This window comes from Pontibacillus sp. HN14 (genome assembly GCF_021129245.1).
GTDB lineage: Bacteria > Bacillota > Bacilli > Bacillales > BH030062 > Pontibacillus.
In genome coordinates this window covers 247839-261083 of the sequence record NZ_JAJOLR010000005.1, presented here as the reverse complement: position 1 = coordinate 261083, position 13245 = coordinate 247839, and the positions used below count along the sequence as shown (strand labels likewise).

13 protein-coding genes and 1 riboswitch are annotated in these 13245 nt (G+C 42.7%); of the genes, 7 read left to right on the top strand and 6 right to left on the bottom strand.

What is annotated here, in order from left to right; all coding sequences use genetic code 11:
• Nucleotides 1–59 precede the first annotated feature (59 nt).
• The gene (locus LQ226_RS16215) at nt 60–455 is read left to right on the top strand and encodes a hypothetical protein (RefSeq protein WP_231419002.1); all 396 of its coding nucleotides are present in this window, start codon (nt 60–62) and stop codon (nt 453–455) included.
• Here LQ226_RS16215 and LQ226_RS16210 read toward each other — a convergent pair.
• On the bottom strand, nt 452–1108 hold the full coding sequence (locus LQ226_RS16210) for a CPBP family intramembrane glutamic endopeptidase (protein ID WP_231419001.1): 657 nt from the start codon (nt 1106–1108) through the stop codon (nt 452–454). The two genes, LQ226_RS16215 and LQ226_RS16210, sit on opposite strands and share 4 nt — an antisense overlap.
• 128 nt (nt 1109–1236) lie before the next feature.
• Between LQ226_RS16210 and LQ226_RS16205 the strand changes: the two genes are divergently transcribed.
• Entirely contained in the window at nt 1237–1971 is a 735-nt protein-coding gene (locus LQ226_RS16205; protein WP_231419000.1) for an alpha/beta hydrolase, read from the top strand.
• 45 nt (nt 1972–2016) lie between these two features.
• Here LQ226_RS16205 and LQ226_RS16200 read toward each other — a convergent pair whose 3' ends face one another.
• The 3 genes from LQ226_RS16200 to LQ226_RS16190 form a co-directional block, all read right to left on the bottom strand.
• Complete coding sequence (locus LQ226_RS16200) at nt 2017–2454, bottom strand: hypothetical protein (RefSeq protein ID WP_231418999.1); 438 nt, start codon at nt 2452–2454, stop codon at nt 2017–2019.
• Between the two features lie 334 nt (nt 2455–2788).
• The gene (locus LQ226_RS16195) at nt 2789–3682 is read right to left on the bottom strand and encodes a 3-hydroxyacyl-CoA dehydrogenase (RefSeq protein ID WP_231418998.1); all 894 of its coding nucleotides are present in this window, start codon (nt 3680–3682) and stop codon (nt 2789–2791) included.
• 193 nt (nt 3683–3875) lie between these two features.
• Entirely contained in the window at nt 3876–4253 is a 378-nt protein-coding gene (locus LQ226_RS16190; protein WP_231418997.1) for a thiol-disulfide oxidoreductase DCC family protein, read from the bottom strand.
• 216 nt (nt 4254–4469) lie between these two features.
• On the opposite strand from LQ226_RS16190, the gene treP reads away from it, so the two are divergent.
• The 3 genes from treP (at nt 4470) to treR (ending at nt 8353) form a co-directional block, all read left to right on the top strand.
• Nucleotides 4470–5873 (top strand): PTS system trehalose-specific EIIBC component, encoded by a 1404-nt coding sequence (gene treP, locus LQ226_RS16185; protein WP_231418996.1) that lies wholly within the window; start codon nt 4470–4472, stop codon nt 5871–5873.
• Between the two features lie 84 nt (nt 5874–5957).
• Complete coding sequence (gene treC / locus LQ226_RS16180; protein WP_231418995.1) at nt 5958–7628, top strand: alpha,alpha-phosphotrehalase; 1671 nt, start codon at nt 5958–5960, stop codon at nt 7626–7628.
• Nucleotides 7629–7660: 32 nt separating this feature from the next.
• A complete protein-coding gene (treR, locus tag LQ226_RS16175) occupies nt 7661–8353 on the top strand; it encodes a trehalose operon repressor (RefSeq protein ID WP_231419055.1) in 693 nt (230 codons plus the stop codon).
• A gap of 204 nt (nt 8354–8557) precedes the next feature.
• Here treR and LQ226_RS16170 read toward each other — a convergent pair whose 3' ends face one another.
• Nucleotides 8558–9868, bottom strand: a complete 1311-nt coding sequence (locus LQ226_RS16170; RefSeq protein ID WP_231418994.1) for an aspartate aminotransferase family protein — start codon at nt 9866–9868, stop codon at nt 8558–8560.
• Between the two features lie 264 nt (nt 9869–10132).
• Here LQ226_RS16170 and LQ226_RS16165 point away from each other — a divergent pair, with 264 nt between their 5' ends.
• A complete protein-coding gene (locus LQ226_RS16165; RefSeq protein WP_231418993.1) occupies nt 10133–10753 on the top strand; it encodes a YdcF family protein in 621 nt (206 codons plus the stop codon).
• A 289-nt stretch (nt 10754–11042) separates the two neighbouring features.
• On the top strand, nt 11043–11222 hold the full coding sequence (locus LQ226_RS16160) for an aspartyl-phosphate phosphatase Spo0E family protein (protein ID WP_231418992.1): 180 nt from the start codon (nt 11043–11045) through the stop codon (nt 11220–11222).
• Nucleotides 11223–11668: 446 nt separating this feature from the next.
• Here the strand turns inward: LQ226_RS16160 and LQ226_RS16155 are convergent, their stop codons facing one another.
• Entirely contained in the window at nt 11669–12862 is a 1194-nt protein-coding gene (locus LQ226_RS16155; RefSeq protein WP_231418991.1) for a NupC/NupG family nucleoside CNT transporter, read from the bottom strand.
• 177 nt (nt 12863–13039) lie between these two features.
• A riboswitch (purine riboswitch) is annotated at nt 13040–13141 on the bottom strand.
• Nucleotides 13142–13245: the final 104 nt, after the last annotated feature.

The window sequence follows — 13245 nt, the reverse complement described above, 5'->3', positions numbered from 1 at the left end:
AAGGAAAAGGAGTAGATTTATGTGAGATGGGTATGGGAGTGGGGAGGAGGGATTTCGTATTGAAAAGACATCTGTTGACCTATATAACTCTCATGCTTTCTCTTGTTATAGCAGCCGGATGTTCCTCTAGTTCAACGAGTAACGGAGTAGAAGAACATTCCAATGAAGCGCTGGAAGAGGCGTTATTAAGACATCCTGATTTCCCGGCGCTCCAAGGAAGTGATGAAGAAGCCAAAATCGTCCAAACCCAAAGTGCTGGCAAGCTAGATACAACTTTTTCTTCAGACGTAAAGGTAGAGAACAAAGACAATTCCTATATTATCTATTTACAGAAAACGTGGGAGCAAGATGGACAGGAATATAAGAACTACTGGAAGTATGAGTATGACCCTGATCGAGAGGATCTGAAGCTGATGGAACATCAAGTGGAAGACCGTCAGATGAGTACAATCTAGTACCAACCGAAGGCATGTAACCCAATAAGTATAATAGCAAGATCGGCGATCATGTGGACTATCCAAGATCCTTTATACGTTCCTGCCTTCTCCGTTAAGAAAGAGAAAAACATGCCAATGCCAAACAATCCTGCAAGTGCCACCAGTGTAAGGGGAAGAGAGAACCACCCTTGAATACTTGCTAAATGGTACAACGCAAATAAACCTGACGAATATACATATCCAATCCGTCTTTTACCAAGGGATAGAAGGTTTTGAAAGATAAAACCCCGGAAGAACCATTCTTCGATCCAAGAGTTACCGAGAATGATATAAAACCCGACAGCATAAAAGGTTGTAGGTGTTATGCCAAGGTCCCTTTTAAGATAAGATCGTATTTCTGTAAAATCAATCAGATCTTTCGTTAGCCAATAACTACATAGGAGAACAACAAACGCTACAATGCCGAAGAGCAGTGGAGATTTCCATTGTTCTTTTTTCTTTTTCAGATGTGGTTTAGGGAAGTACGCATAGAATAGAAAAGGGACTCCGATGAACAAGAGGAGTTTAACAGCTGTTTTTACCGGATAAGGCATGCCGATACCTTGTTCGAAGATATATAGAAACAGACTAACAAGAAAAGAGGTCCCAACGACGATTTTGGCCCGATTCATAGTACCAACTCCTTTTTAGTTACATTTTACACTAAAAGTGTTATTTTGAACATAAGGGAGTGTGGGACAGTAAAAAGGTTTGTTTCTGTGATAAGCTGGTAACAAAACAACACAGAGTAGGTGGCGTGATGAAGAAGTGGAAGTGGTGGCAAAAGCTCTTAGCCTTGTTAGGCGTTCTTGTTATAGCCGTTGGGATTGCAGGGTATGTTTATTTACAGCCTTATGAACCCACACAAGTAGCGATTGAAGCTATGAAAGGAACAAATGAAATAGATGTAGAGCAAAAGGGCGACTGGATTTCCTTTCTTCCAACAGAAGCGGAAGACACGAGCATTCTTTTCTATCCGGGTGGTTTAGTGGAGCCAGAGAGTTATGCTCCGTTGGCTCATAAGCTTGCTGAAAACGGGTATCCGACTTACATTTTGAAGATGCCTCTTAATTTGGCCGTGCTGGCTCAAGATAAGGCAGATGAGTTAATAGAAGAAAAGGGGAATCGCTCTTACGTCATTGGGGGACATTCATTAGGTGGAGCCATGGCGGCGAGATACGCTGCGGAACATGAAGATCTCCTTGAAGGCATCTTTTTACTTGGTGCTTACCCGGATGAAGGCGGTGACCTTAGTGGCACGGACTTGTCTTTCTTGTCGATCACAGGAGAGAACGATGGGGTAATGAACCGCGAGAAATATAAAGAAGGAAAAAATTACGTACCGGAAGATCATACCTATATTGACTTAGGCGGAGCGAACCACGGTCAATTTGGTAGCTATGGGTTTCAAGAAGGGGACCAAAAAGCAACCATTTCAGGCGAAAAGCAGCGAGATCAGACGGTTGAACTGATCAGTAATTGGCTCGCAAACTAAAAACAGTGCCTATTCCAACAAGGAATAGGCACTGTTTATTTGAGGTTATTGACGCTTGAAGCCTTCTTGTTCCAGGTAATCTGTAGCAGCAGAGTAGGTCGGGAAGGTTCCGTCGAGCATGTCTCCTGCATAGATATTCCAAAGGTCAAAGTCGAATACAAGTGCTAGTGTATGTCCTTCGTCGTTGACCCATGTTTCCTGGTCTGGCTGAGATAATGAATCAATGGCATCGCGAACGATGGCCTTGATGTCTTCTTCTGAGAAGTCGCGGATGTTGACCATGCCGCGGTCATCAGTTTCTACGCCATCAATATAATAGCCGAAAACAAAGCCGTTTCCATTGGGGTGCAGGTGATAGACGACGTTTTTCTTATCCATCACGCTTTCTTCGTAGTGGAAATTGACGCGTCCAAGGGAGACGTCGTTACGTTTTAATTCCGGGAAAGATTCTATAATCGCTAGTTTTTGTTCAAATGTTAGCATAAAGCCTCCAGGTGTTCTTTTATTATTGTACGTCTCATTATAACATCCTATAAAAGTATTGTACCACCGGGGTTTAAAGTCATTCCTTCATGTTTCCGTTTGCCGGAATTTGAGCGTAGGTGGTTCGGGAAATCACTCGCTTTCCGTGGCGAGCTGGGAAGCCTCCTCGTTCGCTACGCTCTCTGTGGGGTCTCCCCTAGGCTCCTATTGCCACAGGAGTCTCGCAATTTCCCGAACCACCTATCCATATTAGGGGGAAACGGAAATACGAAACGACCCAAAGATCTGCTTCGCTTTACAAAAGAAAAATAAAATTATCTAAAGGTTGTGCTCCTTACTTCAAAAAGTCTTTCTCCCGGTAACGTGGGTTTGGGTAGTCATAGAATCCTTTTCCGGCTAGTTTGCCTGTGTGACCTTTGTCGATGTATTCGGTTTTTAGGTATTCGGCGATTTTGGCTGCTTCTTCGTCTCCTGCGTCTCCTTTGGCTTTTTGGAGGTTGTACGGAGTGTGTAGGCCGATGATGTCTAGGAAGGCGAATGGTCCGACGGGTGCGCCTGTTGAGATCATCCATGTTCTGTCGATGGTTTCAGGGTCTGATACGCCTTTGATGAGTAAGCTTTGTGCGGCTGATAGTAAGGGGACTAATAGGGAATTTAAGATGTATCCTGGTTGTTCTTTATAGATCGGGATCGGTACCATTCCGATTGCTCCTGCAAATTCTAATAGATCTTCAAAGTGTTTCTCGTCTGTTCCTTCGTGTTTCATGACTTCTCCGATGTTGTTATTCCAAATTTCATTAGCAAAGTGCAGGGCTAAGAATTTTTCAGGGCGGCCTGTGAATTCAGCGAATTGACTCGGTAAAAATGTTGAAGAGTTGGAAGCGAAGACTGTATGGTCAGGTGCTAACTTCCCAAGTTTCGTGTAGAACTCTTCTTTAATGGCCACCACTTCCGGTATCGCTTCTACAACCAAATCTGCTTGTTTTACCGCTTCTTTGAGGTCTGTAGACATACTTATACGTTTATATGTAGCGTCCACTTGTTCTTCTGTTGCCTCGAGAGCGTTCTGGTAAATTCCCATATACTTTTTGAATCGGTTATCCGTTTCTTCTAAAGCCTCTTCGGTAATGTCGTAAACGGTAACTTCAAATCCATAAAAGGCGGATTGAAAGGCGATTTGACTTCCTAAAACCCCACCGCCCGCAATCGTAATCTGTTTATAGTCCATTATTTATCCTCCTTCAAATTCCAAGAGCTCATTTACTGGATCTATTTAACATATTCGACAAAAAACGAGCTATTCCTCTTTGTTTTATTCAAAAATATGGAACTGTTAGGTGTGAAATGGAGCATATAAAACGATATAAAAAGGCCAAGGAACTCTGGTTCCTTGGCCTTTCCGTTATCTCTTTACTGAACCCTTATGCATAGCGAGGCTCATTGTACTGACCAAACCATTGATAGCGGTGGCGGGAGAACCATTTGTAAAGGGGCGACCCGACACGATCTGCAAAGGGAATGTAGAGCAGAAGACTAATAGGCACGGTTAGCGGAAGGGAGCTTAGGAGTTTACGAATTGCGTAGTACCCTTCTTTTAAACTGCCTGAAGAAGTCAGCATATGAATTTCATCATAAATGTCGCGGTATTGTAAGTATGGGTACTCGACAGGCGCTTCATCTACTTCTTGGACGGATACCCAATCTACTTTGTTAAACCAATCCAATTTCCTAAGGACAAGTTTTACGTGATAACAGAATGGACACTGAGCGTCATAGAACACCAAATGCTTCTTTTTCATACGATCATCTCCTTTTGTATACTTTACACCCCTGCTCTTGGAATTAAACCTAGTTAGACTGGGTTTTCAGAGGAGTTATGCGCTCAAAAAAAATAAAATATTCTGAAATTAAATAGATGTATATACAAATTAAATTGGATGCGCTATCATGTATATACAAGTTATTAAGAAAGCGTTTTTATATAGAATCAGATTATAGTGGGAGAGGGGATCACTATGAACTTAAAAAAACAAGCTCAACAAATTATCGAGCAAGTTGGTGGCAAAGAAAATATACAAGCTGCTACACACTGTGTGACTCGTTTACGGTTATCTTTGCATGATGAAAGTAAAGTGAATCAAGAAGAATTAGAAAAATTGGAAGCGGTTAAGGGATCGTTCTCAACAAATGGACAGTTCCAAGTCGTAATTGGTCAAGGGACTGTAGATAAGGTTTACAAAGAGATGGTGGAGTTAGGCGTTGGAGAAGCAAGTAAAGATGATGTGAAACAAGCATCTTCTGAAAAAATGAATCCGCTTCAAAAAGCCATTAAGACACTTGCGGATATTTTCATCCCAATTCTACCGGCCATTGTTACCGCCGGACTTCTAATGGGGATTCACAACATCCTCGCTCAAGAGGATATCTTTTATGATGGGCAATCTCTTATTGCCGTGCACCCGCAGTGGGCAGACCTAGCTGGCATTATTAATTTAATTGCGAACACGGCCTTTGCCTTCTTGCCCGGACTGATCGGTTGGTCAGCGGTTAAGAAATTTGGCGGGAATCCGCTACTTGGTATCGTACTTGGTTTAATCCTTGTCCATCCAGAGCTTTTGAACGCATGGGACTACGGAAATGCTGTGAAAGAAGGCCGAGTGCCAACGTGGAATTTATTCGGACTTGAAGTCGAGAAGATCGGGTATCAAGGTCAGGTTCTTCCGGTGTTATTAGCTTCTTACGTATTAGCGAAGATTGAAGTGTTCCTACGTAACCGGATACCGGATTCCGTACAGTTACTTGTTGTAGGTCCTGTCGCTTTACTTGTAACAGGATTCTTAACCTTTATTGCAATCGGACCGTTAATGTTTGGTCTTGGTAACACGATTACAGATGGTTTGGTCTGGGTATTTGATCAATTCTCTGCAATTGGTGGCTTACTATATGGTGCACTTTATCCATTGCTCGTTGTAACAGGAATGCACCACACGTTCCTTGCTGTCGACGTTCAATTAATTGGTAGCACAGGGTCGACATTCTTATGGCCGATACTTGCATTATCAAACATTTCACAAGGTTCAGCAGCATTTGGTGTATGGTTAGCTACAAAGAACGAGAATTTAAAAGGATTATCCGTATCATCTGGTGTTTCGGCTTGGTTAGGTATTACAGAACCTGCACTGTTTGGGGTTAACCTTCGCTATAAATTCCCATTCATCGCAGCGCTTGTATCTTCCGCTATTGCCGGAATGTATATCACCATTCAAAGTGTACGAGCCAATTCCATTGGGGTAGGCGGTGTACCGGGGATTGTTTCCATCCAGAACAGTGGCTGGATATCGTTTATCATTGGAATGGTTATTGTGATCGTTATCCCATTTGTAGTAACCTATGTAATGGCCAAACGCAAAAAAATATAAAACAGACCAGTTAGCAGCCGACCACACCCGGTTGCTATTGGTTTTTCTAATACGTTTATACAACAAGATAAGGAAGGTGCTCATATGACACAGCCATGGTGGAAGCAATCAGTCGTTTATCAAATCTATCCGAAGAGCTTTAACGACACGACAGGAAACGGAACGGGAGATATTCAAGGGATTATTGAGAAACTGGACTACCTCAATCATCTCGGGGTTGATGTCATTTGGTTAACTCCGATTTACACATCGCCTCAGAAAGATAATGGATATGATATCAGTGATTATTTTAATATCTATGAAGAATACGGCACGATGGAAGACTTTGAGCGTCTCTTACAGGAAGCTCATGATCGTGGTATTAAGATCATAATGGACATTGTGGTCAATCACACTTCAACGGAACATGAGTGGTTTCAGCAGTCGAAGCAATCGATAGACAATCCATATCGTGACTATTACTTCTGGAAAGACCCCGTTGACGGCGGTGCTCCGACGAACTGGGAGTCGAAATTCGGGGGCAATGCATGGGCCTTTGATGCAGAGACGGGGCAGCACTACCTGCACCTTTTCGATGTAACGCAGGCTGACCTTAACTGGGAGAACGAAGCTGTTCGTAAAAGTGTGTATGATATGATGCACTTTTGGCTTCAAAAAGGGGTCGACGGTTTCCGTTTAGATGTAATTAACCTGATCTCGAAAAATCAAGCCTTCCCAAATGATTATGAGGGAGACGGACGCCGGTTTTACACAGATGGACCACGTGTTCATGAGTATATGCATGAAATGAACCAAGAGGTCTTTTCTAAATATGAAATGATGACAGTAGGCGAGATGTCTTCTACTACGATCGATGACTGTGTGAAATACACGCATCCTGATCGGCAGGAGCTTGATATGACCTTTAGCTTCCATCATCTCAAAGTAGACTACCCAAATGGAGAGAAGTGGACGGTTGCGAACTTCGACTTTAAAGAGTTAAAGAAGGTCTTGTCTGATTGGCAAGTGGGGATGCAACAAGGTGGAGGCTGGAACGCGCTCTTCTGGTGTAACCATGACCAGCCTCGTGTCGTCTCTCGTTTCGGGAATGATACTGTCTATCACCGGGAGTCTGCGAAAATGCTAGCGACGACTATTCATCTGATGCGCGGTACGCCTTACATTTATCAAGGTGAGGAATTTGGAATGACTAATCCTAAGTTCGATACCATTGAGGACTATCGAGACGTTGAATCTTTAAATATGTATGAAATCTTAAAAGAGCAAGGGAAGACGGACAATGAAATCCTTGCTATTCTTGCGCAAAAGTCCCGTGATAATTCTCGTACACCTATGCAATGGAACGCTTCGGAGCAAGCAGGATTCACCGAGAACACACCGTGGATTCCTGTTGCGAAGAATTATCAGGAAGTAAATGCTGAAGCGGCTGTAAACGATGAGCATTCTGCATTCTATCATTATAAGAAGTTGATTGAGCTTCGGAAACAGTATGATATCATTACATCAGGAGACTACGAACTCTTAAGCTATGAGGATGATCGTGTGTTTGCTTACGCTCGTCATGGAGAATCTGAGAAATTGCTTGTCGTGAACAATTTTTATGGGGATCATACGACGTTCGAGGTGCCAGAATCGATTGATCTTGAAGCATACGAGGGCGAACGCATTCTATCTAATTACGAAGCGTCACCAAATGTAAATCGCGCGATTGAATTACGTCCTTATGAGTCCGTAGTGTATCATTTAACGAAATAAATGAGTGGTGCTATGTGAAACAGAATAAGTTTATGGGCATTTATGAAGAGCTTGTGGAATCGATTAAGACGAGTGTGTATAAGGAAGGAGAGACCCTTCCGTCAGAAAATGAGTTAGCTGAAACATTTCAAACCTCAAGAGAAACGATTCGTAAAGCATTAAATCTGTTATCGCAAAATGGGTTTATTCAAAAGGTCAGGGGCAAGGGGTCAGTCGTACTTGACGTGGGGAAGTTTAATTTTCCGGTTTCTGGACTTGTGAGTTTCAAAGAAGTATCAAAGCATATGGGGGAGAAGACGCGCACGCACGTAAATGAGCTTTCCTTAATTCATGCAGATCCGTCTATTCAAGAAGCGATGCAGCTAGACGAAGAGGCGCTCGTATGGTATGTGAGTCGGTCTCGTGAATTTAGCGGGGAGCGAATTATTTTGGATAAAGATTACCTTTATTATGGGAGTGTGCCTCGTTTGACCCGGGAGATTTGTGAGGATTCTATTTACTCATATCTAGAAGGGGAAGTAGGGCTAACGATTAGTTTCGCGAAGAAAGAAATCACAGTAGAAGAACCCACAGCTGAAGATCGCAGACTCCTGGATTTTGAAGGCTTTGCCAACATCGTGGTAATCAAAAACTATGTTTATCTCGATGATGCGACTCTTTTTCAATATACAGAATCTAGACACAGACCAGACAAGTTTCGCTTTGTAGACTTTGCCCGGCGTTAATCTCGCCTAATTAATATAAACCGAGCATGAAATCAGTGGATTTCATGCTCGGTTTTTTTGCTATAGAGGCTGATAGGATGAACTTCTTTATTATAAGCAACGGCTGTTATTCGTCATGGTCTGTTTTGATTTTTATCGATGCTTCCGGTCTACAGGGGTGTGGTCATGTAGGAGCGGTCGGTCGATAAAGGGAGGTTTTATTACTTAGGAGACACGGATGGATGCCTCGTATTCACACAAAGCGCTGTCTAAGATTTCTAACCCTTGATCGATCTGTTCTTTAGAGATCGTAAGAGGCGGGATCACGCGGATGACTTCTGTTTTGTTTCCGCAGAAGTAGAAGAGCGCTCCTTTCTCTAAGGCAGATTCTAAAATGGTCATCAGCCCTTTACTATCTCCTTCGCCTGTAACAGGATCGACGATGTCAATTGCAAGCATCAGACCCACTCCACGGACATCTCCTATCACATCGTGTTTGGCCGCTAAGTCCGTGAGTTTCTTATGAGCATAGGCGCCTACATCTTTTGTATTTTCGAGCAAGTTTTCTTCCTGGATGACATCAAGAACTGCTAGTGCGGCATTGCAGGCAATTGGGTTTCCTCCATAAGTTGTCGCATGAGAGCCAACAGGCCACTTTTGCATTAATTCTTTAGAAGCGACTGTCGCACTTAATGGGAGCCCGGATGCCATCGCTTTCGCTACGGCCATAATGTCTGGGGTCACACCGAAGTGACTGGCTGCGAACATTTCTCCTGTTCTACCGAATCCAGTTTGAACTTCATCGAAGATAAGAAGTATGCCATGTTGATCGCAAATTTCCCGTACCTTTTGAAGCCAAGCTTGTGGGGGAACGATATACCCTCCCTCACCTAAAATGGGCTCTAGAATCATGCAGGCTACTTCATCTGGAGTAACCTGATGTTCAAATAAGGATTGAATATCCTTTTCTAGTTGTTTGACGCAGAAATCACCCGGGTCTTCTCCTTCAGGACAAGCTTTTGGATTGGCATAAGGGATTTGATAGGTTAATCCATTTGGCTGCATGAATTTACGATATTTGCTCTTAGAGGTGCTTACCCCTAATGAACCCATTGTTCTTCCGTGAAAGCCGCCCGTGAAGGAGATTACATAAGGACGTTCTGTTGTGTATTTGGCTAGTTTAAGTGCACCTTCTACTGCTTCTGTTCCACTATTTGAGAAGAAAAAGCACTCCAGGTTTCCAGGCATAATAGCGGCTAACCGGTCGGCTAATGTAAGAAGCGGTTCATACATAATCACGCCGGATGGACCGTGTGTGAGCTGATCAGCTCCGTCTTTTATCGCTTGCGCAACTTTTGGGTGTCTGTGTCCGACATTTGTTACAGCTATACCAGAGGAGAAATCAAGGTATTCTTTGCCATCTGTTCCGTAATAGTAACAGCCCTCTTCTTTCTCGACAGGCAAGTTAGGAAAGTCTTTTGCCATTGTTGGGGCTAATCTGTCATGTATTGATTCGAGTAAGTGCGTCCATGTCATCGTTGTTCCCTCCGTTAGTACGTTCAATAGTTTATATTAATAAATATACATTAAAGTTAATTTATATACAATATGCATAAAGGGTTTTTTTCATGTTTTTTATAAGAAATGGAGTTTCCAAGACGCTTGCTAAGTGTTTAAGATACTGAGATCGTGTCAGGTTCGACAGCGCGCCTGATTTGTGACCATTAAATGGTTGCGGAGAAGAAGAAACCTGTTATACCCTTAAAAAGTGCTAGAATGCTAGTGAGAAGGGGAACAACATTGAAGAGATTACTTACATTGCTGTTTTGGGTTGGAATTCTATATGTGGGATACATAGGGTATTCGATTTGGACATTTGAAGGAGATCGGCCACTTGAATCTACTGATGCAGCTGTAGTATTAGGAGCTGCAGCTTATTATGATAAGCCTTCTCCTGTCTTAAAAGAGCGTGTGAATCACGCGGTGAAACTATACAAAGACGGCAAGGTTGATCATGTCATCCTCACTGGTGGGAAGGGAGAGGGGGCTCCTTTTGCAGAGTCGGAAGTAGCTCGTGACTATGCAGTAGAAAAAGGGGTTCCGAAAGAGGATACTTTCGTTGATCTGACTTCTAAGATTACAGAAGGGAACATCATCAATGCGAAGCTTATTGGAGAAGAGCAAGGGTTTAAGGACTACACCCTTGTCAGTGACCCTCTTCATATGAAGCGTTCAATGGCGATTGCTAACCAAATTAACCTCGACGCAGTAGCCTCACCGACGGAAACCTCAGCCTATCAATCATTAGAAACGAGAGTTCCGTTCTTCTTAAGAGAATGGGCTTTCTACTTCCTATATAAAGGAAGCCTTATTGTGCCAGACAGTCTGAAACCTGATGACTGGGTCCCGGTAAACCGTTGAAGGGTGCCAGACACCCTTCAGCGCTCTAAAGCGAAGTATGGTGTCAGACACACTTTATTACTCTAAAGCATAATGAGGCATCCTTCTGTTGGGGTATGGGTCTATAGAAGTGAATACATGTTCACTTGTCATATTTAGACATCAGACTATTTACTTTTTTAAGGTGTGGCATTAAAATATAGGTTAAACAAGTACAAAATATGAATCTTTTGTGAGAGTATTCACAACAAGGGATTTTATACATCATAGACGAGACATGCTACTCAATCCTTCATTAGGAGTGGACAACTTGAATGCAACTTTATCGACCCCTAAATTAGTTGGTATTGAAATTGAGAAGAAGCGTAAAGAAATGGTGGATAGCGCTATGCAACGTGGGTTTAATCATGAACGGACGTTGCGACTAAGTCAGGAATTGGATCAATTAATTAATCAGTGGAATGCCATACACGAACTAAGCTCTAATTAAGAAAGCACATGCAGATGCATGTGCTTTCTTTACATTATGAATGTTTCCGTTAGCGTTAAACTGTGCGTAAGGTGGTTCGGGAAATTACTCGCTTTCCGCGGCCCCACACGAGGTGGGGTCGTTCGACGTTGGCGATTGACTTGACGGTCTTAGTCGAACTTCATTATTCCCTTAAAAGCCTCCTCCACGCTGGAACTAGACTGGCTCCTTCTGCCGCAGGTGTCTCGCAATTTCCAGAACCACCTTTGCTATATTAGGAAGTAGAGCTGAATCTAAGCGACGGTCCAGCTGGAGGACCGGCTCATCAAACTTAGATAAGAGAACCGGTCCCTGGACACTCCAAGCACTAGCCGATAAAAGACGGCCCCATCTACAATTAAAGGATACAACTTCTGATTTTGAACAAGTCTATAAATAACAACACTAGATTATAACAGAGTCCTTCGTTATATGAACATTCCCACAAATACTGCTGTGATAAAGCTTGCGAGCGTTCCGCCGATAATGGCCTTAACGCCCAATTGAGCAACCTGGCTTTTCTTAGAAGGGGCAATGGATCCGAGTCCTACAATCAATTGGCCGATCGAAGAAAGATTCGCAAAGTTACATAAAGCTACAGTGAGGATCGCCATTGTTTCTGGTTTCAACGTTTCTTGTCCATCAAGTACCATGTTAAAGGCAATTAATTCGTTGGCAGCAATTTTCGTCCCGATAATGGATGCTGCTTGGAAAGCATCGCTTACTGGGATTCCGATTAGCAGGGCAAAAGGATAGAGAACGTAACCAAAGATTGTGGCTAGATCAAGGTCAACGATGCCTAAGATCCCATTAACTAAGGCCAGTATACTAATAAATGCAATGAGGAGTCCTCCGATATTCAAAGCAAGCTTTACCCCGTTCACTGCGCCGTCTGAAATGGCTTCAAGCACATTCACTTGTTCAGGCTTTTCCATAATGATGTCTTCATTCAATTGAGAAGTCTCACTCTCAGGTTCTAAGATCTTAGCAATTGTAAGAGATACGAAAGGAACGCTGAAAATGGAAATGAGCAGGTATTTCACGTCGATCCCCATACCGGCATAGGCTACGAAGATTGCTCCACTGGCTGAAGCAGTACCCCCTACCATAATGGCAAAAGTCTCCGAGCGCGTCATTTTACTTAAATAGGGTTTAACAAGTAATGGGGCTTCTACAACGCCTAGCACTGTGTTCCCGACAGCACTGAATGATTCTACTTTGCTCGTTCCGAGTATTTTACCTACTATAAATCCGATTCCGCGCACAATAAAAGGGATGATACGTAAATAATAAAGAGCAGCGATAAGAGAAGATATAAAGATGATTACGGCTAATACATTGATGGCGAAAACGAACTGAATATTCGTACCTTCTCCAAATAATCCTCCAAACACAAAGTTGATGCCCTCGCTGCTGAAGTCAATGACATGCTGGACCCCTTTAGCTGCTACATTGAGCATGCTTTGGCCAAAAGGAACTTTAAGCATGAAATAAACGAATAATCCCTCTAGCACTAATCCAATTGCAACGGTGCGCCACTTCACCATGCTTTTATGACTGCTTAATAACCAAGATAAAAAGATAATTCCTGCTAACGAACCGATTCCGAATAAAATGTCCATTCTTTTTCCTCCTGTAAACTTGAGTGGTGTCCAAACATTCAAAACCTTATACGTTTTTAGGTGTAGGACGTCAGACCTCTCGAAAGATACAAAAAATGCACCCACGGTCTTTGTCCTACAAAGAAAGTGGATGCATGTCATGTACGTAGACGAAACCAAATGAAGATCATTCGGCTTTTATATGCAGACTTTCCTTATAGTCCGGCAATTTATGGTTGCCAGGTAGAGACTTATGGACCCTATTTCCATAGATATATAAGGTGTTTGTATGAAGTTGAATACGTGTAATATAGCAAACACTTGTAAAGGAAACAATAGATTTTTAAGATATCTAAATATAGAGAATAGAATGACGAATCCGTGCCGTGTTTGACAAAGCTAGG

Bases quoted from the DNA above. Each gene is read 5' to 3' on its own strand.
- LQ226_RS16210 (WP_231419001.1), bottom strand. From the start codon at position 1,108: ATGAATCGGGCCAAAATCGTCGTTGGGACCTCTTTTCTTGTTAGTCTG.
- treP (WP_231418996.1), top strand. From the start codon at position 4,470: ATGAACTTAAAAAAACAAGCTCAACAAATTATCGAGCAAGTTGGTGGC.
- treR (WP_231419055.1), top strand. From the start codon at position 7,661: ATGGGCATTTATGAAGAGCTTGTGGAATCGATTAAGACGAGTGTGTAT.
- treC (WP_231418995.1), top strand. From the start codon at position 5,958: ATGACACAGCCATGGTGGAAGCAATCAGTCGTTTATCAAATCTATCCG.
- LQ226_RS16195 (WP_231418998.1), bottom strand. From the start codon at position 3,682: ATGGACTATAAACAGATTACGATTGCGGGCGGTGGGGTTTTAGGAAGT.
- LQ226_RS16155 (WP_231418991.1), bottom strand. From the start codon at position 12,862: ATGGACATTTTATTCGGAATCGGTTCGTTAGCAGGAATTATCTTTTTA.
- LQ226_RS16170 (WP_231418994.1), bottom strand. From the start codon at position 9,868: ATGACATGGACGCACTTACTCGAATCAATACATGACAGATTAGCCCCA.
- LQ226_RS16200 (WP_231418999.1), bottom strand. From the start codon at position 2,454: ATGCTAACATTTGAACAAAAACTAGCGATTATAGAATCTTTCCCGGAA.
- LQ226_RS16190 (WP_231418997.1), bottom strand. From the start codon at position 4,253: ATGAAAAAGAAGCATTTGGTGTTCTATGACGCTCAGTGTCCATTCTGT.
- LQ226_RS16205 (WP_231419000.1), top strand. From the start codon at position 1,237: ATGAAGAAGTGGAAGTGGTGGCAAAAGCTCTTAGCCTTGTTAGGCGTT.